The sequence below is a fragment of the Aureispira anguillae genome (genome assembly GCF_026000115.1).
Taxonomy (GTDB): Bacteria; Bacteroidota; Bacteroidia; order Chitinophagales; family Saprospiraceae; genus Aureispira; species Aureispira anguillae.
In genome coordinates, this window is sequence record NZ_AP026867.1 from 512,361 (window position 1) to 535,038 (window position 22,678).

The following is a 22,678-nucleotide window of genomic DNA, read 5'->3' on the forward strand; positions in this document are numbered from 1 at the left end:
TGCCTCAATTTAACGAAGTGAATGTCTAGAGAAATGCTAAGATTTGGTTATTAATCGCTTATCATTTGCATTAATATTCCGTTGATTAGTTAGTGCGCTTTGCTTATGATCGTAGAACAGACACTTAAATTTTATAAAATAAATTTTACATTATGAAATCATTATTTTACCTATTCTTTATGCTCGGACTTTGTTTGTCTTGGGCAAACCCAACTACTGCACAAGTAGGCGGTGAAAGTCGAATGGGAAATGGTGGAGCTTATTGGATATTTGGTCTTAATGCTGGTGGAGCATGGCAAGATAGCGATGTAAAAGCACGTCCAGGCGGAGGCTGGGGCTTTTATATGGGACCTAGTATTTATAATAAGCCCAATTCATTTTTTTCGGCAGATTTGCGTTTTCGATACCTCAATACTTATACTTATGGGCAAAACCACAAAGATGAATTATTGGGGAATTCAATTTTTGCACCTCCTGCATTTAATTATGACCCTACAACGAAAGCTTTTGCGCATAATTATCGAACGGTATTTCATGATTTATCGCTAGAATTACGGGTTAATTTTGAAGAATTGAGACGAAAAACCAACGTTTGGTTATCGCTTTATGGTGGGGTAGGTCTAGGGATTTATGGAACTACATTTGATCAAAAAGATGCTTTAGGGCTTGATTATGACTATGAAAGCATTGACCAAACACAAACAGATGACGCAATCTGTAGAGATATACTCAGTTTGAGAGATGATACCTATGAAACTAGCGCATTTGGTTTAGATCGTTTTGATGACAACCTTTTTAAGTTGGGTTTTATGCCATCTGTTGGAATTGAATTAGGCTACTGGTTTACCCCTTATTTTGCCTTGGGAATAGGTCATAGAGCAACGTTTACACTTCAAGATAATTTTGAAGGGGTTAAAGTTGATAATGGAAAAGCATTAAACAGTTCAGTTCATCATTATACCTCATTTATGCTTCATTGGAGAGTGATGTTAAGCAGAGGGAAAATATCCTGTCCTGATGTTCAATTTGAACTGCCAACTTCCAATGGTTCTACTTATACAACGAGTAATCCTACTGTTTTTGTCAAGGCAGCTATTAGCAATGTTAATCAAAAACAAATTACGTATACTGTAAATGGTCAGCAATCTTTTAGATTTAGCTATGATGAATCAACGGATGATTTTAAGAGTAATTTACCCTTACAGGAAGGAGAAAACCACATTGTCCTTAAGGCAAAAAATGGCTGCGGAACAAGCGGTCAAGCAATTGTTGTTATTTATAAACCTAAAAGAAATCAGCATGTAGCACAGCCTCCCGTCGTAACCATTACCTATCCAGGAGCCAATGCTACCAATGTAACGAATCCAACCATTAATATTTCTGCTCAATTGTTGCATGTTACGGATAAGCGTAATGTTGTCTTTAATGTAAACGGAAATACTGGACATCCATTTGGTTTTTCGGGGACTTCTTTTCAAGCGAATAACGTAAATTTAGTACCAGGACAAAATACCATTACCATACAAGGAACCAATAAAGATGGCAGCGATAGCAAAACGCTTATTGTCAATTATCAAAAGGAAGAACCTTTGCCAATTGTAACGATTATTAGACCTAGTTCTAATCCTTATACTACCAATGCTTCAACGATTAATCTAGGGGCTACGATTCTAAATGTATCAGGAAGAAATGATATAACGTTTAGTATAAATGGGCGGAATTCTACTAATTTTAGTTTTTCAGGGAGATCATTTAGTGCAAACAATATTCCTTTGGTAAAAGGTAGTAATACCTTAACGATCACAGGACGCAATAGGAGAGGACAAGATTCAAAATCTACCGTGATTATTTATCAACAAGAAAAAACACCTCCTGTTGTAACCATTACTCGACCAACACAAAATCCTTATACTACTACTGCTACTTCTACTACCATTACGGCAACGATTCTAAATGTAGTAGGAGCGAGCAATATCAGTTATACTGTAAATGGGCGTAGTAGCAATAACTTTAGTTTTTCGGGAACTAGTTTTTCTGCAACACTAAATCTTGTTCAAGGTAATAATACGATTACAATTACAGGACGCAACCAAGATGGGCAAGACACTAAGACAACGGCTATTGTCTATCAAAAAATAGTACAAAAACCTACGGTAACAATTACTTACCCTAGAACCAATCCTTATGCTTCACCCAATCAAACGGAGCAGGTAAATGCGACGATTACCAATGTAACGAGTAGAAACGATGTAACTTGTACAGTGAATGGTCGAACGAATACTTCGTTTACCTTTTCTAATAATAGTTTTAGTTTAAATGCGATCAATTTAGGAGAAGGGAATAATACCATCACTATAACAGGGCGTAACCAAGCAGGACAGGATACTAAAAGTACGGTTATTTTTTACCGTCCAGTAGTTGTTGAGCGTCCTCCAGAAGTTTCGATTGTAGCACCTAGAACCAACCCTTATACCACTCAGTCGGCTAAAGAAACGGTTTCAGCAACGATTAATAACGTAACAGGACGCAACAATGTGACTTGTACTGTAAATGGTCGTGTGAATACTAATTTTAGTTTTTCAGGAACGAATTTTACACTGGCTAATTTAAACCTGCAAAAAGGAAACAATACGATAACCATTACGGGGCGTAATGGAGCAGGGCAGGATACAAAGTCTACTTTGATTATCTATCAGCCTGTTGTCCAATTGCCTCGACCAGTTGTAACCATTACAGAGCCAACACAAAATCCTTATACAACGCCAAGCGCTCGATTTAGCATTTTGGCTACTATATTGAATGTAGCGACTAGAAATGATGTTGTTTTAACGGTCAATGGAGTTGCTTTAAGTAACTTTAATTTTGCTGGAACCAATTTTTCTGCTAGCAATATTCTTTTAAAAGCTGGCAACAATACCATAAGTATTACAGGACGTAATGCTTCAGGACAGGATACGAAGACAACCATTGTTATTTACAAAGAGCCAGTACAAGAACCATCGGTCGTAATTACATCGCCTAGTCAAAATCCATTGACGGTACAAAATGCAAGCATCAATATTTTGGCAACGATTAAAAATGTAAGTACTAGAAATGATGTTTCTTTTAGTGTAAATGGACAAAATAACAGCAACTTTAGCTTTTCAGGGACAAGTTTTTCTGCCAATAATATTCGCTTGAATACAGGCAACAACACTTTTGTTATTAGTGGTCAGAATGAAACTGGTCAAGCAACGGCAACAACGGTCGTTATTTATCGTCCTGCATTGCCTCCTGTTGTAACGATTACTTCGCCGAATCAAAATCCATTAACCACGCAAGCAGGAACGGTTAACTTGTCTGCAACGATTAGTAATGTAAGTGCTAAAAGTGGGGTTATATTGACTGTAAATGGACAAAATACAAACAATTTTAGCTTTTCTAATGGCATTTTGACCGCTCAAAATATTGGACTCAAAAAGGGACAAAATACGTTAACGGTAACGGGGAAAAACACAGCAGGACAAGACGCTAAATCTACAGCGGTTATTTTTAATCGCCCCAAACCAGCACCTACTGTGACCATTACATCGCCCAATCAAAATCCTTTTAATACCCAGATTAGTAAAGTAAATATCAAAGCCACCCTTACAAATGTAGCGAGTAGAAATGATATTACTTTTACTGTAAATGGGCAAGCTAATACAGGTTTTAGTTTTTCAGGAAGCGAATTATTAGCAGGGAATATTGTTTTGAAAGAAGGGAATAATACATTTACAATAACTGGGAGAAATGCTTCAGGGCAGGATACAAAATCTACCGTTGTAATCTATACCAAACCAGTAGAAAGACCACTTGTAAAGTTTACAAATCCTGTTCAAAGCCCCTTTACAACATTGGCAAATAGAACGAATATTGCAGCAACGATTTTAAATGTAATCGGTAAGAATAATGTAGTATTTACTGTAAATGGACAACTGAATTATAATTTTACATTTAGTGGAACAAGCTTTAAAGCAGACAACTTACCATTAAATGTAGGCAACAATACATTGGTTATTACAGGGCGTAATGCTGCTGGGCAAGATACAAAAACAATGATTGTAGTGTATAAATTGCCACAAAAGAAGCCAACTGTAGTGATTACTTCGCCGAACCAAAATCCTTTTAATACGCAAAGTAACAGAGTGAATATTACTGCAAATGTACTTAATGTTGCCAACAAGGGAAAAGTACAGTTTACGGTTAATGGACAGAGCAATACCAACTTTAGTCTGACTGGGACTGCTTTTGTAGCAAATGGAATCGCACTTAATTCTGGCAATAATACTTTTGTGATTACAGGAACCAATGGAGCAGGGCAAGCAACGGCTTCTACTGTTGTAATTTACAGAGCGCCTATACAAGAGCCATCGGTTGTGATTACATCGCCGAATCAGAATCCATTTAATACACAAATTAATAAAGTGAATATCTTGGCGACAATTAGGCATGTTGCGACTAAAAATAATGTTTCCTTTGTTATAAATGGACAACCCTCTACTAATTTTTCTTTTAGTGGAACGTCATTTGTTGCGAATAATATCAGCTTAAATCCAGGGAGTAACACCTTTGTTATTAGAGGAAGCAATGCTTCTGGGCAGGTGAGTGCCACAACAACGGTTATTTACACGCCTTTGGTTCCACTTCCTACAGTAGTTATTACTTTGCCAAATGCAAACCCTTGGTCAACTCCAGCTCCTAATACAATCATAAGAGCGAGCCTACAAAACGTCGCTAATGCGAACGATGTCACCTTTGCGGTAAATGGGCAAGTCTTAACTAATTTTGTATTGAATGGAACTGCTTTTGAAGCCAATAATGTTGTTTTAACAAAAGGAAGTAATACCATTGTTATAACGGCCAAAAATAGTAGAGGTACTGCAACGGCTAATACTGTTATTGTACATACACCGCTTGATCCAACAGGTGGAGGAACAACCAATACCAACCAACAGGGTGGAGGGGCTAATAATACAGGTTCAGGCGCAGAAGGCGAAGATGGAGGGAGCAAAGGAAAAACTAAAATGAATACTTCCGAAGAGAATCCTAAGGGAGAAGATCCCAAAGAGAGTCCTAAAGATGCCAAATTAGGGGTCAAAGGAAAGAAAGGAAAACTTAGTAAGGATAAGAAAGGAACGGAAGAGCTTCCCGCTAAGGAGAAAAAAGAAAAAATGGACTAGTACTATTTTATGAATAGGAATGCTTGTATAAGCAGTCCTCCATATTCTACAAAGCCATTCTTGATCTAGGTTAAGAATGGCTTTTTTATACAATGATGGAACCTTTTAAGGCTATAATGCCTTAAGAAAACATCAGCTCTGTTTGTTGGAAATGGGCGTTATTTTTAGTTCAAATCCTAGGAAAGGAGCTTATATAAAATCGTCGTCTAAAATATCTTGATTAGAAGCAGGGGAAGATACTTTAGCCACGCTATAAATTTTAATGCTCTCGTAATAGGTATAGCAGCCTGAAATGATAAAAGGAAAACCTACTACGGAGATGGAGTCTTCTAGTAAAATAAGAACACTAAGGATTGTTGTTCCACTGATTAGCAAGCCATTAAAAATTAATAAGGCTGTTTTGAAAAAAATTAGAAAATTATTGGAAGATTCTAGGGTTGAATAATTCAAAATGTAACCTAAAATGATGGGAATAGCGGATAAAAGCGCCAAAAAAAGAATTATAAAAATAAGTTCTTTTTCAGTGCTGCCTGCTTTAAAATATCGAAAGATGCATAAAATTACAATAGAAATAAAGGTTAGTAAAAGTGTTCGTCCTAATACTTTGTTCATATAGAATGATTTTAGGGAAGTTTTTAATTCATTGTATCAAAATCATTACTCTGCTAGAAATTACGTATAACCGAGCTCACGAGTGAGAACAAATTGACCTCAGGAAGCTCATAAGCACTAGCGCACTAGCTAACCAAGCAATGTAGTTGAATTAGCAGCGTATTAAAAAATATAATAAATAAATAAAAACTACTAATTTAGTAGTTCTTTTAGAATTGTACAATCCAGCGTTGGCATTTTTTTAATGCTAAACCTGTGATTTATTTTTATAAATTTTATCTAAACTTAATTGAATCATGAAAAAAAGAATGTTATTTGGTTTTTTATGCAGTCTCTTGATGGGAAGTGATCTTGTTGCACAAGATTATCTGGCAATGGCTAGACCTAAAGACTCTAAAGAGTGGGGCTATATTGATGAGAAAGGCAAAATGGTCATTAAGGCACAGTACAGAACTTGTTTTCCTTTTAATGAAGAAGGTTATGCTGTTGTTAATGAAAATAGAAAGTTCATGTTTATTGACACCAAAGGAAAAGAACTAAAAACAGGCTATAAAAAATTCTATCTAAAAGAATTTTCGTTTGGTTTTGGAGCTGGTACGGTGTTAGCTTTTAATGATGGTTTAGCTCCTATTCGTGAACGAAAGGGCTGGGGATTTCTCAATAAAGAAGGGAAGTTGGCTATAGAAATGAAGTATGACAATGTATCTGGTTTTAAGGATGGTCTTGCTTTTGCAATTATCAAAAACAAGTTTTTTATTTTAGATCCATCTGGGAAAGAAACAGCTGTTAATGTTAAAGATATTGTAGAGATTAAACGCCCTTCTGAGGGGATGGTTGCCTATAGAGCAAAAAATAAATTGATGGGGTTTGTCAATGGAGAGGGAGAGGCTGTGATTAAAGCAAAATATATAGCTGTAGGGCGATTTGTAGCTGGTGTAGCATGGGCTAGAAATACAGATGACCAGTTTGGGTATATTGATAAGAAAGGAAATTGGGTAATTAAACCTCAATTTGATGCCGTTAAGAATTTTGATCCTGTTGCTGGTTTGGCTCGTGTAAAAGACAAAGATGGCTGGGGCTACATTAATAAAGATGGCAAAAAGCTAAAACTGAATATTGAAACAGAGGTATATGGAGATTTTGTAGATGGTTTAGCAAAAGGAAGAAAAGACAAAAAATTTGGCTTTTTTGGTCCTGATGGAAATTGGGTGATTAAACCTCAATTGCAAGGTGTAGGGAAGGTGAGTAGTGGATTTATACCAGCTAAAGAAAACGACCTTTGGGGATTTATTGATATGAAAGGAAAGTGGGTGATTGAACCTCAATTTGAAGGCATTCGCAAAATGGTAAAGGTAAATTAGTCTTTAGAATAAAATATACCAACGATCGTTCTAACTACTCGTTGGTTTGCTCGATTTATTGATGTGCATTGCTTAAGCTTATTGATTTTCAGTTTATTTAAGGGGGAATAATGATCTTAAGTAGTTTTTTATATAGGATATATGCAGTATAGTATTTAAAAAAGCATCATAAATTAAACAAGAAAATATATAAATTATTTGTTTGTTTTTGTAAAAAATTTAATTTAAGCTCAAGTATTCCTAGCAAATTTGTTTGATAGGAATACTTGTATTTTTTATTAAATCAAACAACTAATGCCTAATCAGAAACTAATCCAAAGAGTAAAACGCATTGCGGAAAGAATTGAAATCTTAGCCCATGTTAGTGAAGAACCGAATAACCTAGTAAGAACGTATGGATCCCAAGCTTTAGATCGAGCCAACCAACTTGTTGTTGAATGGATGCAAGCAGCAGGATTAAAAACAACGATAGATACTATTGGAAATGTACGAGGGCGGTTGCCTGCTACTAATAATTCAAATAAAGTTTTTGTTATGGGATCGCATCTAGACACTGTTAAAAATGCAGGAAAATATGATGGTCCATTAGGTTTATTAATTGCACTAGATGTTGTAGAGGAATTGGGGAAAACGCATAAATATCGCCCTTTTAATATTGAGGTTGTTGGGTTTTGTGATGAAGAAGGGGTACGGTTTACAACAACTTATTTGGGAAGCAGTGCTCTAAGTAATACTTTTCAGGAATCATGGTTAGATTTGCGAGATGATGCAGGAATTAGCTTGGCGGAAGTTATTCAAGAAAAAGGTGGTGACGTTCAAAAAATCCAAGAAGAAAGTTTATCCTCAGATGAATGTCTAGGATACTATGAAGTTCATATAGAGCAAGGTCCAGTACTGGAAAATGAAACGATTTCTGTTGGGGTTGTTACATCTATTGCTGCTCAAACGAGAGTAGATCTTCGATTTATAGGCAAGGCAGGTCATGCAGGAACTACTCCAATGGATGCCCGTCAAGATGCTTTATGTGCCGCCGCTGATTTTATTACAGCAGTTGAAAATTATTCAAAATTATCGGATCAAGAAATAACGGCAACTGTAGGAAAACTAACTGTGGAACCTAATGTATCTAATGTAATCCCTAATGAAGTTCACTGCTCTTTAGATCTAAGAAGCCCCAATAATCAGGGAATGTATTTAGCATTAGAAGAACTAGAGGGAATTACTGCCAATTTCTGCGAAAAAAGGAAAATTGATTTTAAATGGACTGTTTTGCAACAAAATGAAGCAGTGTTTTTTGACCCTTATTTATATAAATTATTAGAAGAAGCAGTGTTAGAAGTTGGTATGCCCAAACTTGTCCGTCTAACAAGTGGTGCAGGGCATGATGCAGTAGCGCTTTCCCCAATAATGCCTGTTAGCATGTTATTTATACAATGTAAAGATGGGATTAGTCATCATCCCGATGAATTTGTCGCTTTTGAGCATATTAAGGATGGTGTGTGTGTAAGCGATTGCTTTGTGGCTCAATTAATAGCTTCTTATCAGAAGCAACCCATTTTACAAACAACAATAAACTCATAATTACAATTTAGAATAGGTTTAGATTCAAGACGTATTCTTATACAAAAGAGGCTTAAATGATAAAAGAAAAAGTTATAACAGATCAACTCAATTCAAAAACAGGATTACCTTACTACTGGAAAATAACAGATGTTAACGGTACAGTGCATGAATGGAAAGAATTTTATACTGGACCATTGGTATTGGAAGAAAAGGAAATAGAAACACTTTGTCAGAAATTATTGGGGATAGGCATGGATCAACTACTCGATGTAGCTAATCAGGAACTACTCCCTGTGCCGTCATTGGAAGCAGTTGGTGCATCCGTTGTTATTCATAGTACAACGCCTGACCTCAAGACATTTGATGGCGATTTGGATAAGGTGATTAAAGAGGTTCCGCCAATGGATTATACCTCTTATAAAGAAGCTCGTTCTGTTTATCTTGCAGGGGAAGGAGACCTAGTTGTTGGTCGTATTGAACCTTGGCAAGCATCTGCAAGTTTGGGAAAGGCAAAAAGTATAAAAATTCCAGTGGTAGATTATTATTATATATCACATGCATTGCTAGTCCTAGCCGAACAACACCTCTCATCTTCAAGCCAAGAAATTGACCAAATTGTAGCTTTTATCCAAGCAAACCCCAATGCAGTAATTCGGTTATATGCTTTAGAAAAAGAGATGCAAATATTTTTAATTTGGCTTAAGCGTCTTGCAGGAATAGATCATTTATTAATGGATGCAAACAGTCCTGAAGTGGCAAGAGATTGGAATAAAAAAAGCGTTCTTTTTCCTACGGTTGAAGATGCTATCAATCTTAGCAATTCAATAAAGGGGTGGTCTGCTCAGAAAATACTAGAAGAAGAAGCCAAGTACTCCTTACTTCGCAAACAGCTTGGCTGTGTGTATCCCGCTTTGCCAGGATATACAATTGTTAGAGAAAATAAGGAGGTAGCTACTTTTATACAACAGCTATTGGATGCTGCTACTATGTTACAAGTTCGTTATGGACTAACTTTAGGTTGTTTTAAAGCTTCTGATTCTGGTGATGGAGCACGAATTGTATTAGGCGTAGACCTAAGCGATGTAGATCAACTTAGAGCATTGGCTAAAGATGCTTATAAACATGGAGATGCCTATATTTTAGAGCCTTATTTTAATTATGATAAGGTTGATTTAAATGGAGAAAGCTTGAAAGTAAGTCCCTCTGCACATATTCGATGGGGAGAAGTTGCTACAGGGGTGACCTTGCAATTTACAGAAGGTACTTCGTGGAAAGGCAACATTTTTTTTGATGAAGCGACCGCTGAAAAATTTGGAGTTTCAATAGAGCATTATCAAACTATTGTTACTTGTATGGAGGACGTTCGGAAAGCTTTTGGTAATAATAAACTAGGCTTGACAATTGCTGGGCTTGATTTTGCAATTGGTACGATTGGAGGTTTTTTGGGAAATGAAAAAATTATAGGTATTCAAGACCCTAATATTTCCTTTAATGGAGCAGAGTGCTTACGAGCATTTTTAGAAAAAACCATAAAAGAACAAAATTTAACGACAGAGACGCCACTTTATGGGGTTACTAGAGTATTTAAGCCAAGTAAAAATTGTACGGTACCTGTATTGAATGAAGCAGTTAAATCTTTTGAGGAATCAGGTTATTATACAGATACTATTGCTTCTGTTCCTGAGCGTTGGGGAATGATTGCAGTTGCGCATCAGAATATAGAACTTGCGACCGCAAAATTGGCGGATCTTCGTAAGTATTTAGCCGAGAATGGGCTTATCTTTCAAGAAATGGCTCTAAAGACGGTATAACACTGTAAAATAAAAAGCAGCTAAATAAGTGACTCACTTTTAGCTGCTTTTTATAGAAAAAATCTTGTTTTAAGCTTTATCGAGCGGCGTTACACTTATCCAAACACCATCTTTTGGTTTTAGTGTGGTCAGTGGTTCAACCTCTACTTCTGGAGCATCTGGATCTAGTACAAAATCATAATTGGATACAATGTCAGCCAATAAGATTTTCATTTCCATAAAAGCAAATTGATAACCGATGCACATGCGTTGTCCTGCACCAAAAGGAACAAAGGAACATTTATGCATTTGTTTTTTTAGCTCAGGTTGAAAACGTTCAGGAATAAAATCATTAGGATGTTCCCAGATGGCTTCGTCTCGATACATATTATAGAAATCAAGAAAAATAAGGCTGTTTTTCTTGATGGTATAACCCTCTAGGTCAGTATCTTGATGAACAGTTCGGCTGAGTGCCCAAGCAGAAGGATATAGACGCATGGATTCATCAATAACTTGCTGGGTATAAACCATCTGACTGAGATGCTCTAATTTTAGGGGTTGTCCTTGAGTAACTCTTTGAACTTCTTCTTTTACTTTCTTCAGGTGTTCAGGATATTTAGCCAATAGATAAAGTGCCCAGCTCATTGAATTGGCTGTTGCTTCGTGTCCTGCAAACAAAATGGAGACGACCTCATCCTTTAGTTGTTGATTGCTCATTCCCTCACCTGTATCGCTATATCTAGAAGACATAAGCATTCCCAATAAGTCATTTTTGGGCGTAGCATCTTTTTCTTTTCGTTTGTTAATGATTGTTTCAACGAGTTCACTGGTTGTGCTACGAGCTTTTTTATAGCGTCTTGCTGACGCAGTAGGAATCCAGATAGGAAGCGAAAACGGATTCATTACCTGATCGCTTAAAAATTGGTTTTCGGTAATAAAAGCTTTACTTAAACGATCATAATCCATATCTATAGACTCACCAAATAGACTTTGGACAACCATATCAAGGGTTGTTGCCAACATGTTTTCAACCGCATTAATTTTTTGCTGCCCTTTCCAATTTTGGAGATGATCTTGGCTAACCTTACAGAGTATGTCAAATAAATTAGCAATACTTTCTTTGTAGAATGCAGGTTGAGCAATTTTTCGTTGACGTTTCCACGATTCTCCTTCATTGGTTACCAAACCATTGCCTACAGATAGCTTAAAGGTTTCGTAATTTTTGCTTTTGGGAAATTTACTGATTTCTGAAACCAGAATTTTTTGGATCATACTGGGGCGAGAAACAATGACCAAATTAGAGCCAATTACATTGGCATTATAAATATCGCCATATTGTTTTCTCATGGAGGTAAAAAAGTCAAGTGTATTGGAAAGCATCACCCTTGTATTCTTGATGAGCGGGTCTTTAGCTTTTGCTTTAGGAATTATTTTAGCTTCATTTGTCGTTTGCATGTTTTTTCTGTCTTTTGAAGTAGTGTAAATTTGTAAGAATATTTGCTTTAAAAGCATATTATCTAGTAAATATATTATTTTTTTTCGTCTAAAGCAAAAAACATTTATTTTAACAAGGGAAGAACAGATTTTAAATTTGTTTTAGAAATTGTGAACGGGTGATTATTGAAAGAGAGGAATAAAAAAAAGATAGGAGAGTAGGGGAAAAAAGCGCAAAAAAAAAGCAGTAGACCGAGTCTACTGCTAATATATGAACTTATTAAAATAGTCTAAATTTTAGAAAGAAAAACACTAATATCGCCTACTATTCTATTAATATAGTCATAGTTGACACCATAAAAAATTTGTTTTCCTTTGCGTTCATGCGTAACAATATTAGCTAGGCGTAAAATACGTAAATGTTGAGACGTGATAGATTGCTCTAAACCAAGCGTATTATAAATTTTATTGACGTTAATGTTTTTATTTTTGTCAATAAAAGAAAGTATTTGTAATCTTAAGTCATGTGTTAGTGCACGCATAACCTCAGCTGCATATTCCAGCTTATCTTCGTCTATGATAACTGTTTGTAATTCCATGTTAAGGGGACGTTGTTTTGATAATAGTTAAAAAATGTTTTTGATAATGAGACTTAAAAACTCGGGACGTGTTCTGATTAAGCAGCCAATTGCTCAACTAAAACGGAAACTTCAGCTAATCTAGCATTGTTTAAGGTATAGTAAATAAATTTACCATTGCGTTTAGTTAAGACGATTCCTGCTTTTCGTAAAATAGCTAAGTGCTGAGATGCCACAGATTGTTCAATGCGCAATTTTACATAAATATCTGTTACATTCATTGTTTCATTCTCACGTAAAAGATCAATAATCTTTTTGCGTAAGTCATGTCCAATTGCACGTAGTATAAGTACAACTTTGCGTAGTTCTGGGTAAATAAGTTTGATTTCTTGTTTACCATTCTTGAGGGTAAAAACCTCCATTTTTGATTTTGCCATACAATAATAAGGTTACGTATTTAATAAAAAATTAACAACTAAAACAAATATCTACTTATTTAGTATGATAAAGTAAATAATGTGTTTTTATATAAAAAAAACTCTTTTTTTAGACACTAGTGGGAATGTTTTTAAGGGGCAAATTTGCTACCTCCAGAAATGGATAAATAGTAGCGTTTATTGCAATTTGGGTGAGTGTGTGTATAAAGTTTATTAGAGCGCATATACCTAATTCTTAAAAGATATAATAAATTTTGGTCATTTAATAGACCTAGCAAGCATAATTATTTGGGGATCTTGAGGAAGGCTTACTATCAATTCAAATGCTCAAAAAATAACTTTTATTAATTGTTTCAATAGTTAATAAGTGTAATTTAGGACGATTAAACTAAAGATGTATTATATAAAAAGTAAATATTATAATTGTCTCAATTAGTACAATATATATTTGAAGACGCAAGATATGAAAAAATATCTACTAAGTATAAAAATTATGTTTGTTTTTTTTGAAAAAATATCTTTATAAGTACTGTATTGCAGTCAAATAAATGTATAAAGTTATTTTATATCATAAAATATAGACCTTTATTAATTAAGGAAAAGTACTCAATAATAACAAAATAAGATTATATAAAGTTTATTATATTATTACGTAAACTTTTTATAAAAGTTGTTGAATAGATTATTTTTGATCAACTAGGAGATAAAATTATTGCTTCTGAGTGCCTTTGTTAGCTTTGTTGTAGTGTTTTTGAGGAAGGGGAGAAGCTAAGGCAAAACGGCAAAAAAAAAGAGCATTTAATTATCAAAATTAAATGCTCTTATCTATTTATTATTTAAGACAAAAGAAATTATTCTTCTGTAACAGTTTCAGCTTCTTCAACAGTTTCTTCTACTGCTGGAGGATTTTTGCTTTCTTGGTATGTTTTTAGAATTTCTTCAAACTCTTCTTTGCTTACTGCTTTCATATCTTTACCCATATCTTCAGCAGTTTTTTCCAAAATTCTTTCGTCCATCAACATATCAAAACGACGATTTACTTCTTTTTGATCAGAAAGAATTTTTTGCAACATATTATCCATCATCTCACCATAAGGAGGAATTTGGTAATTGAAGTATCTTAGGATTTCACCACGAGTCATATCTTCTACATCCTTATACTCTACATTAACTTGATATTGTTCAGCGAGTTTGTCACGAATCAAAGACCAGTTGGTATTCTTAATAAAGGCATCAAAATCTTTGCTTTCAAAGAAATCATCCGTAATTTCTTCGTTGGTTTGCTTAAGCCATTTTTTTAGGAACTCAAGTGGTAAATCAAGTTGATTTTGCTCTAACAAGAAGTCAAATACCAAATTGCTAAAGTGATTCAATGAGCTTTGTTTGTACCCTTTGTAAATTTCTGATTTTACCTTTTCTCTAAAGCTTTCTTCCGAATCGATTTCCTCATTAGGAAACAACTGCTTGAAGAACTCTTCGTTTAGATCTGCTTTTTTGACACGTTTGATTTCTTTGATGGTCAAACGGAATGTTTCGTTTACAGTTTGATCTTCTTCAAGTCCTAAAACATGCTTGCGGATATAAGCTTCATCTTTGTCCTCAATAGTATAAATATTGATGTCAAAAGAATCGCTAACGGTAGCACTTAACAAGTCTTCTTTTAAGCTTTCGTTTTTAACATCTCTTAAAGCCAAAAAAGTTTCTTCTTTAGTAACACCACCTTCTTTGATAGCACCGTTTTCATCCAATTCTTGCAAGCTAATCGCCAACATATCTTCGTCTTGAACCTCAGTGATGCCCTCTTGGAAACCATTGCTGTACTTTTTGCGTACATTTTCAATTTCTAAGCTAACCTCTTCATCGCTAACACTAAGGTCATAGAAAGGAAGTTGATTATCGCTAGAAACACCTTGAATATCAAAATTAGGAGCCAAGCCCAATTCAAACTTAAACGTATAATCAGCAGGTTTGTTAATGCTTAATTTAAGATTCTTGTCTTCAATTGCCAAAGGTTGCCCTAAGATTCTAAGGTCGTTCTCTTTGAAGTATTGATTTAAGTTTTCACCAATTGCCCCATTTACTTCTTCTACTAAAAGACCTGTACCAAATTTGCGTTTGATCATCCCCATTGGCACTTTTCCTGGGCGGAAACCTTTGATTTGTGCTTTTTGGCGATATTCTTTTAATTTAGTATTAACTTTAGGCAAGTAATCGTCTTGAGAAAGCTCAATCGTTACGATAGCATTTAGCTCATCAACATTCTCATGCGTTATTGTTGGCATAACTTGATTGTTAAATTTGATTTGATAAAAAGTAAAAGTGCAAGCTGAGAATCATGGTGCTGGTTCAGCGATTCGGCAACTTGCACTTTCCTTGCGTATTTTGTTGGTGCGGGTGGAGGGACTCGAACCCACACACCTTGCGGCACTAGATCCTAAGTCTAGCGTGTCTACCAATTTCACCACACCCGCTCTATTAAATGCGATGCAAATATACACACTAATAGTTGATATACGCAAATTTTTTGAGAAGAAAATTATATTTTTTTTTCAAGGTTTTTTTTAAGTTCCTTGTTTATAGCTTTTTATAATATTCTTTTTATGGTAGTTAAATTGTGTGTGTGCTCATTTTTGTGAAAAATCCCTCTTTTTTCTAAAAAATCTATGCGTACCCAAGCAGAGGCATGTAGCACCGTATTGGGGTCTAAAATTAACCCAACATGAGTAATTTTTTGATTTTTATTTGAAAAAAAAGCAAGATCTCCTTTTTTGTGCGCTCCCCACTCAATTTTTTTTCCAATGTTGACTTGTTGAGAAGCATCCCGAGGAAGCAATATATTACCCATTCTAAACGCTACTTGCATTAAACCCGAACAGTCAATTCCCGCAGCAGTACGACCACCCCACAAATAGGGACTATTAACAAATTCTTGTGCTGCACGGCAAATTCGTTCGATAGGAGGGGCTAAAGATGGTGCTAAATCATAAAAAGGACTTCCCATATAGAGATGTTGTTGGAGTTGGGCATCCCACTCAATCAAAGACGAATTGTAACGTTTAAATGGGGTATCAAAGATCTCTTGAGAAATGTAATTGGCCTGATTTCTTGCCATCCAGCCTTGATAACCATCGTGCAAACACTCTATAAAGAGCCATTCTTTTTGCTCTTCCAAGATGGTATAAGTTTCATTGTACAACAATTGACTAACCATTTCACTGTTGTGGCTGGCTTGTGCACGTATAGGGATAATCGATAGTCTAGCCTGTCCATAGCTTGTTTTTTGCATAAGAATACTGTTTAGTGTAGCGAATGAAAAGAATACAAAATTAGACGATTCAATAATCAGCCGAGTATAGCAATGACCTTGGGAAAAAGTCAAAATCATTAAAATCGTATTCAAAGATGGAATGGGAGAGAATTGGGGAAAAAAAAGAACAAAGGGGATTTCCCCCTTTGTTCTAGTATTTTTACAAACCTATTTTTTGGTTGCAGGTATTCCTTTATGCGCTTCAGGCATAATCGAAGTAATTTGGAAACCTTTAGACCATTTGGGACTATGATCGGTTACATTAACAGATAAATCTATTGTCGCATTATTTCCTGGCTGTGCTGGTGGGATGTAATCAGAAATGAGTGTCAATCTAACATTAAAAGAACCCATATCGATTCCTTTGTTGACGGTTTGCTCATCTTTGTCCATTTTGCTCTCAGAAGAACCTGTTGTAAAGGCATTTGAACTAGAGGTTTCTTTTGTATAAGCATAACCTGCATCAACATGAAGACTAGCCTCCTGCGTAGAACTTAGGACACCAATACTTTCTGTTACAGAAATAGATCCTCCTGTAATAACATTAATACTCCCTGTATGGCTGCTAGACGACCCGTGTTCATTGGTGGTACTACTGTTGTTTTCGTGGGTAACTTCTGTACCTGTTGTTGTAGAACCTTTGTCTTTTTTGAAATTGATGTTAAATTCAAAAGGAGTAACCCATTGATCTCCCGAATTAGACTCATTTTGTGGCGCAATAGGACTGTTAGAGAACTCATAATTTCTATAGCCATTCTCAATACTATCAAGAGAAACACCTACAGGAATAGCATAAGCTTTATTTCCTGAAGCCTTAATCTGAGTAGTAACATAAGCCGTTAGCTTTGTATTATCATTTAGATGAATTAAGACCCGTATTTTTTCGCCATTTGCTAACTTTGGCGGTACATAGATGTAGCGGTTTTTCGCATCAAAAGCCCTGTGAATTTCTTGCTCATCAGGAAGTTTAATGGTATTAATAACCGTTTCAAATTGCTTGTTGTCCTTCTTATACAGTTTGCTGAGCTTTTTATATTGAAGGTCCAATTCCGTTCCCTTGATAACAATTTGATTAAGGGCTTCTTTCCAAACTTTAATATAATGCTCTAAAGGAGCAATTGGTGATAAGGTGTTAAAATGACTTTCGATAACTGGCAATAAGAACGCACGATGTTCGCCAGAAAAAGAAGCTTTTAGGCTGTCGAGTACCTTTGCTTTGTAAAACCTAGTTTGGCTATTGAATTTTACGCTATCAACCGCACTAAATACAGACTTGTACCAATCGATGTGCTTTTGAAGAAAAGCGTTTTCAAGGCTGTCTTTTCCTTCAAGAGATGCTTTGCCAATCAAGGCATCAAAGTTAGGTAAGGTTTGGTTTTTTTGCCAATTTATAAACATAGGAAGCATACCAATGGTTCTCCTATAATCCTCTTGTGTAAGTGCGGTGTTCATGGCATCAGCACAATCGGTAATACTTACCGTATCCTTTGTTAAAGCATTAATAATTCCATTGGTTATTTTTTCTGTCAACTGAGGTTGAGCATTTCCCCATATTTTCTTAAACTGATTGATTGTTATAATCAAGATGTCCTTGGGAAGTGTTTTTTCAGCCAGTTTAGGTTTGATGTTTCCTACTTGCGAAATACAGGTGTTGTACCACTTGGTATAGACCGAATCGAATTTTTCGAATTTTTCTTGTATTTCTTTTATCTTTTCTTTGTTGGGACCATAGTTTGGATCATTAATCGATTTCTCTATACTATAAACTAGACTTTCTAATTTCCCAAAATCAGATAATAAATCTTTTTTATAGATCGCCTCTAGTTGTTCCTCTTCTAGATCTTCTTTAAGTTTATAGATTTTTTGATGAGTGGCATAATGATTCTTTAGAAAAGTACGACTACCACAATCATCTTGTACAATATCACTAAATATTTTAACAACGTCCTGAACAGTTTTTGCGCTGGCCACTTTCTTTAGCATAGAATCCATAATATGTTTTCCTAAAGGAGTGTACAACTGTATTTTATTTAGTTCAAAAATTAGAACATTGGTATTTACAGTATAAGTGTCTAGTTGTTTGGTACCTAAAGCATCCTTTAGTCCCATCAATTTTTTGTGAAAACTGAGTGCGGCTTTTATAAAAGCCCCTTTTTTTATTTCAGCAATGCCCGTTACACCAGTTACGCCATCAACACTTTCTGTAGAGTTATCTGCAATTAGCGTTTCAATTTGTTCTAATAGGGCTAGTTGTTTTGCGGATAAGGTAAAGTTATTAGCTGTTAATAGTTGCTCTAATTGTATCTTTTTGTCAATTAATTGAGCTAGAATATCGTTTTGTTTTGCCGATAAAGCCATTTGATTTATATTTTGGGTGGACCATAGATTGTTGCTCGTTATAAAGATAAAAAGCAGTATTCCAATATATAATCGCATCGTTTTTTATTTTATTTGATTGAATTGTTCTACTAAATTCGCTTAGTTAGAACTAGAGAATGCTTGAAAGAGCGCTTCCATTTCTACAAGAAGATCATCTGCCTCTTTTTTGGCCTTAGGATTTTCTTTTGTTGACTTTAAAGCCGTTGAAAGTGCCTTTTCCAAGCTTGTTTTGAGTGCAATAGCTTCTTGCTGGTTGCTGTCGCCATTAATTTTTTGCTCTAATTCAGATAAAATTCGTCTCAATTTGGCTTCTACGATTGAACGCCCATAGTCATCTTTCGCTTTTTCATAGTCCGAAAGCGTTTGATCAAATGAATTTTTGATGGTGCTCAAAGATGCATCTTCATTAACAAGTTGAGCCTTATCTGCTTTAATTTCTTTTTGTAGTTGTTTTTTGAAAGCAAGCATATTTTTCCCCATGGTACTGTATCGTTTTTTTAGGGAAGGATCACGCTTGGTTTTAAACTCGTCTTGCAAGGCTTTCACCCATTCGTCAACTTGGCGAAGTGCTGCTTGATAATATTCAGCATTACGAGTTCCTTTGCTTTGGCTGTAGTCTCTATTAACAAAAGATTTGAATTGGTCGTAAATCTCAGATCCAGTTCCTTTTTCGGTATAGGATACCTTTTCATCTACTTTGCTTTCATCTCCAATAAATTGGTCGGTAGATGAAGGTGCTTGTTGTGATTGCTGTTCCTCTTTTTCAGGGGCAATAATTACATTACTGACTTTGCGTTTGGACCAAAAGCCTGGTTCACTTTTTGAAATGGGGGCTTTTTTTAGAGAGTCTACAACGGGTTTAGGTTTTACTTGCATCCCATTTTTAGTTGGGATAAACTGAAGTATACCATTGTTATCCAGTTGTGCGATACCAAAAGAGATATTTACTTTGTCGCCAGTCTTAGCGGCAGCAACAAATCCTTTTTTGATATTGGGTTGGGTTCCTAGGATTAAAAGACTTTCTCCTTTTGCTTCTTTGCCAAAATAATCTAAATACAGGTAATAGGGGATTGTAGCCTTTGTTTCGCCTTTTACTAGGGGAGCTTTGAGCTCTGCTAAACCAAGTTTCAAATCTTTAGTGACACTTGTTTTAAATGCTTTTAGTTTTTTTTGTTCAGCAGCAAAGGTTTTAGTAGCAGCTTTATCTTTAGGGTTTTCGGCTAACTTTGCTTGAGCGGCTTCAAAGGATTTCCAGTCAAACAGGTTAGCAATTTTAGATTTTCTCATAAATTTAGTGACTTGTTTAGTTTTATATAAAAATTATAGCTTGTTATAGACAAGCTATCTTACGTAATTCTATTAGGAATTGGCGAGAAGAAATTGGGTTGTTTGATTTGTTGTAGTTTAAGGGAGTTTTACTTTCCTTTTTTTAGAAAAAAAGAGCTGAAAACCCCATAAAACATAGTATTCGGGTATACAATAATATATTTTTTTTTTTACAAAAAAAAGTTTTTCTGTTTAAAATCTAAGATCGTGTATGTAGCTTTTATTAATAGTTTGAAATAAAAAATAAGTTGTATTTATATTTGTTTAGTGAGATTGCTTCTAAACGATGACATAGAACCACAAAATCGGGGAGAAGGCTGTTCCGTAATAAGGTTTGTATTTTGATAGCCCAAAAGGATATTGTAAACTGTATAGAGGATTTTAAGTAGCTATTCAGCTTCTTTTTTCAATTAGAATCATCCAATGATAAAAAAAGTTGCTGTGTCAAAATTTTACAGGAATTGTCAAATAATCAGCGTAGTTAACCTAAATGAATCGTTAAAAAATAAAAAATCACCTCTATTGCAACTTTATTTGCTTTAGTTCTGTTCTTAGTCTTTAAACTTAATTTCTAGATGAAAAAATTAGATCTATGAGGGCGGTTGCTACAAAAGAAAAAACAACTAAAAAGATTAAGGATGTCCAATCAACTCAACCCAAAAAAATACAGTTTGTAGAATTTGTGGTTTTGATGGCAATGATGATGTCTTTGACCGCTTTGTCTATTGATGCCATGCTGCCAGCTTTATCCATTATTGGAGATGATTTGGGCGTTCAGAATCCGAATGACAACCAATTGACGATTTCTTCTTTATTTTTAGGCTTAGCCTTTGGTCAGTTGATTTATGGCCCCATTTCAGACAGTACGGGACGAAAAACACCACTTTATGGTGGCTTGTTGATTTTTATATTGGGGAGTCTAATTTCTATTTTTTCCACCAGTTTGACGAGCATGATTATTGGTAGAACGATTCAAGGATTTGGCTTAGCGAGCCCAAGGACGGTTAGCTTGGCCATGATAAGAGATCAATTTAAGGGGCGAGAAATGGCAAAAGTAATGTCCTTTGTGATGATGATTTTTATTCTAGTTCCTACCTTAGCACCAGGAGTTGGACAACTAATTTTATATCTTGCCGATTGGAAAGCTATTTTTATCTTTATTGGCTTTATGGCTTTGGGAATTTTAATTTGGTTTGCTACTCGTATGCACGAAACCTTAGCGGTCGAAGAACAAATTCCTTTTTCATTTAAGAGAATACAGGATTCTATTGTTGAAATTTGTACCAATAAAATCGCATTGGGGTATACCTTGACAGCAGGATTAGTTTCTAGTGCATTTATTGGTTTTTTAAACTCTGCTCAACAGGTTTTTCAAGACCAATATAATTTAGGGACAAAATTCCCCATTTATTTTGCTGTTTTAGCCATGTCGATAGGAGTGGCTTCTTTTGTCAATGGGAAATTAGTAATGCGCTACGGTACGCAACGAATGGTCAAAACGGCTATAACAGGTTTGGTCGGAATTGCATTGTTTTTTATTGGATTAGTACCCAATTTAGAAGGAACAATGCCACTGTGGTTGACCATGGGATATTTGGTTGCTACGCTATTTTGTATAGGGATTTTATTTGGAAACTTAAATAGCATGGCGATGGAACCTTTGGGACACATTGCTGGAATTGGTTCTGCTATTGTTGGTTCGCTGTCAACATTTATAGCGGTAGGAATTGGAACAATCATTGGCTTGCAATACGATGGTACGCTAATCCCTATTATTTATGGGTTTGCTCTTTCAGGAGGGGCGAGTTGGCTGTTAATTTTTAGAATAGGAGCGATCAAAGGAAATTGATTCGTTAGTGTTTTTTTAGCCACTGCTCTAAGCTTTGTTGAGTGGCATCATCTAAAACAATACCAGTAGCAGGAAGGTAATGAAATTGTTTTTGAAGGCATTTTTTAAGCTCCAAATCTGTAACGGTTATTTTCTTAAAATTTGCCACATCCCAAATTTGTAAATAGACTTGATCCTTAAAAATGCGTTTAAATTCTTCTGGATCATCTTTATCCGCTTGATAGGTTTCATAATAGGTGCGAGTCAAAATATCTTTACTAGTATTTTGATCTAGCTGGGTTAACCAACTTTGGGTAGCCCCATTTCCGCCTTCTGCATAATAATCGGTTGCCAACTCTATGGTTTGTATGAATTGTTGAGATTGGTGATTGTAAACTAAACCATAGATAACATTTTGTTGCATAGCTTGGTCATACACTCTAAGGATTAAGACTTCTTGTGCTTCGGTGATGGGATAACGATAACTGGCAAAATAGGTTTTGTCTTCTGTATCTAATGTCAAATGCTGTTCCAATAATAAAACGAGCTGAGGCTCCAATAGACTACCTTTGAAGGGATAGATACTTTGAGCGGAGTAGTTGCCTGTTTCCTGTGGACCGTCAGTGTAAACATGGAGCAAATTAAAATCTACGAGCTGGAATTTAGTTCGTAAGGAGCTGAATGGATTGGTGTTTTGGGCAACAGTGTATTGATGAGCGAGTAAGATCAATAACAGCAAAAAGGAATACTTTGTAGGCATTTGAAGGCATTTAGGTTTTTAATACCTATAAATATAACAAATAGTTAAGTATAAGACAAAATTAATAAAATAGGTCTAAACTCAATTAAACGTTAAACCTTA

14 protein-coding genes and 1 tRNA gene are annotated in these 22,678 nt (G+C 35.3%); 5 read left to right on the plus strand and 10 right to left on the minus strand.

Going from position 1 to position 22,678, the window contains the following annotated elements; all coding sequences use genetic code 11:
* Positions 1–152: 152 nt before the first annotated feature.
* On the plus strand, positions 153–5,201 hold the full coding sequence (locus tag AsAng_RS01850) for a beta strand repeat-containing protein (protein ID WP_264791070.1): 5,049 nt from the start codon (positions 153–155) through the stop codon (positions 5,199–5,201).
* Between the two features lie 189 nt (positions 5,202–5,390).
* On the opposite strand, the gene AsAng_RS01855 is transcribed toward AsAng_RS01850, so the two are convergent.
* Positions 5,391–5,813, minus strand: a complete 423-nt coding sequence (locus tag AsAng_RS01855; RefSeq protein WP_264791071.1) for a hypothetical protein — start codon at positions 5,811–5,813, stop codon at positions 5,391–5,393.
* 296 nt (positions 5,814–6,109) lie between these two features.
* Here AsAng_RS01855 and AsAng_RS01860 point away from each other — a divergent pair, with 296 nt between their 5' ends.
* The 3 genes from AsAng_RS01860 to AsAng_RS01870 all read left to right on the plus strand — a co-directional run bounded on the left by AsAng_RS01860 (position 6,110) and on the right by AsAng_RS01870 (position 10,548).
* The gene (locus AsAng_RS01860) at positions 6,110–7,174 is read left to right on the plus strand and encodes a WG repeat-containing protein (RefSeq protein WP_264791072.1); all 1,065 of its coding nucleotides are present in this window, start codon (positions 6,110–6,112) and stop codon (positions 7,172–7,174) included.
* Positions 7,175–7,468: 294 nt separating this feature from the next.
* Entirely contained in the window at positions 7,469–8,755 is a 1,287-nt protein-coding gene (locus AsAng_RS01865; RefSeq protein ID WP_264791073.1) for a M20 family metallo-hydrolase, read from the plus strand.
* A gap of 56 nt (positions 8,756–8,811) precedes the next feature.
* Positions 8,812–10,548, plus strand: coding sequence for a hypothetical protein (locus AsAng_RS01870; protein WP_264791074.1), 1,737 nt, complete (start codon positions 8,812–8,814; stop codon positions 10,546–10,548).
* A 69-nt stretch (positions 10,549–10,617) separates the two neighbouring features.
* Here AsAng_RS01870 and AsAng_RS01875 read toward each other — a convergent pair whose 3' ends face one another.
* The 8 genes from AsAng_RS01875 to AsAng_RS01910 all read right to left on the minus strand — a co-directional run bounded on the left by AsAng_RS01875 (position 10,618) and on the right by AsAng_RS01910 (position 19,949).
* The gene (locus AsAng_RS01875) at positions 10,618–11,982 is read right to left on the minus strand and encodes a cytochrome P450 (RefSeq protein WP_264791075.1); all 1,365 of its coding nucleotides are present in this window, start codon (positions 11,980–11,982) and stop codon (positions 10,618–10,620) included.
* 269 nt (positions 11,983–12,251) lie between these two features.
* The gene (locus AsAng_RS01880; protein ID WP_264791076.1) at positions 12,252–12,560 is read right to left on the minus strand and encodes an ArsR/SmtB family transcription factor; all 309 of its coding nucleotides are present in this window, start codon (positions 12,558–12,560) and stop codon (positions 12,252–12,254) included.
* Between the two features lie 77 nt (positions 12,561–12,637).
* On the minus strand, positions 12,638–12,976 hold the full coding sequence (locus tag AsAng_RS01885) for an ArsR/SmtB family transcription factor (protein WP_264791077.1): 339 nt from the start codon (positions 12,974–12,976) through the stop codon (positions 12,638–12,640).
* An 851-nt stretch (positions 12,977–13,827) separates the two neighbouring features.
* Positions 13,828–15,258 (minus strand): trigger factor, encoded by a 1,431-nt coding sequence (locus AsAng_RS01890; protein ID WP_264791078.1) that lies wholly within the window; start codon positions 15,256–15,258, stop codon positions 13,828–13,830.
* A 104-nt stretch (positions 15,259–15,362) separates the two neighbouring features.
* A tRNA-Leu gene (locus tag AsAng_RS01895) sits at positions 15,363–15,447 on the minus strand.
* Between the two features lie 113 nt (positions 15,448–15,560).
* Positions 15,561–16,262 (minus strand): C40 family peptidase, encoded by a 702-nt coding sequence (locus AsAng_RS01900; protein WP_264791079.1) that lies wholly within the window; start codon positions 16,260–16,262, stop codon positions 15,561–15,563.
* 189 nt (positions 16,263–16,451) lie between these two features.
* Positions 16,452–18,719 (minus strand): hypothetical protein, encoded by a 2,268-nt coding sequence (locus AsAng_RS01905; protein ID WP_264791080.1) that lies wholly within the window; start codon positions 18,717–18,719, stop codon positions 16,452–16,454.
* Positions 18,720–18,761: 42 nt separating this feature from the next.
* Complete coding sequence (locus AsAng_RS01910; protein WP_264791081.1) at positions 18,762–19,949, minus strand: hypothetical protein; 1,188 nt, start codon at positions 19,947–19,949, stop codon at positions 18,762–18,764.
* Positions 19,950–20,679: 730 nt separating this feature from the next.
* On the opposite strand from AsAng_RS01910, the gene AsAng_RS01915 reads away from it, so the two are divergent.
* On the plus strand, positions 20,680–21,837 hold the full coding sequence (locus AsAng_RS01915; protein ID WP_456062115.1) for a multidrug effflux MFS transporter: 1,158 nt from the start codon (positions 20,680–20,682) through the stop codon (positions 21,835–21,837).
* Positions 21,838–21,841: 4 nt separating this feature from the next.
* Here AsAng_RS01915 and AsAng_RS01920 read toward each other — a convergent pair whose 3' ends face one another.
* Positions 21,842–22,576: a hypothetical protein gene (locus AsAng_RS01920; RefSeq protein WP_264791083.1), complete on the minus strand. Its 735-nt coding sequence runs from the start codon at positions 22,574–22,576 to the stop codon at positions 21,842–21,844.
* Between the last annotated feature and the right edge of the window lie 102 nt (positions 22,577–22,678).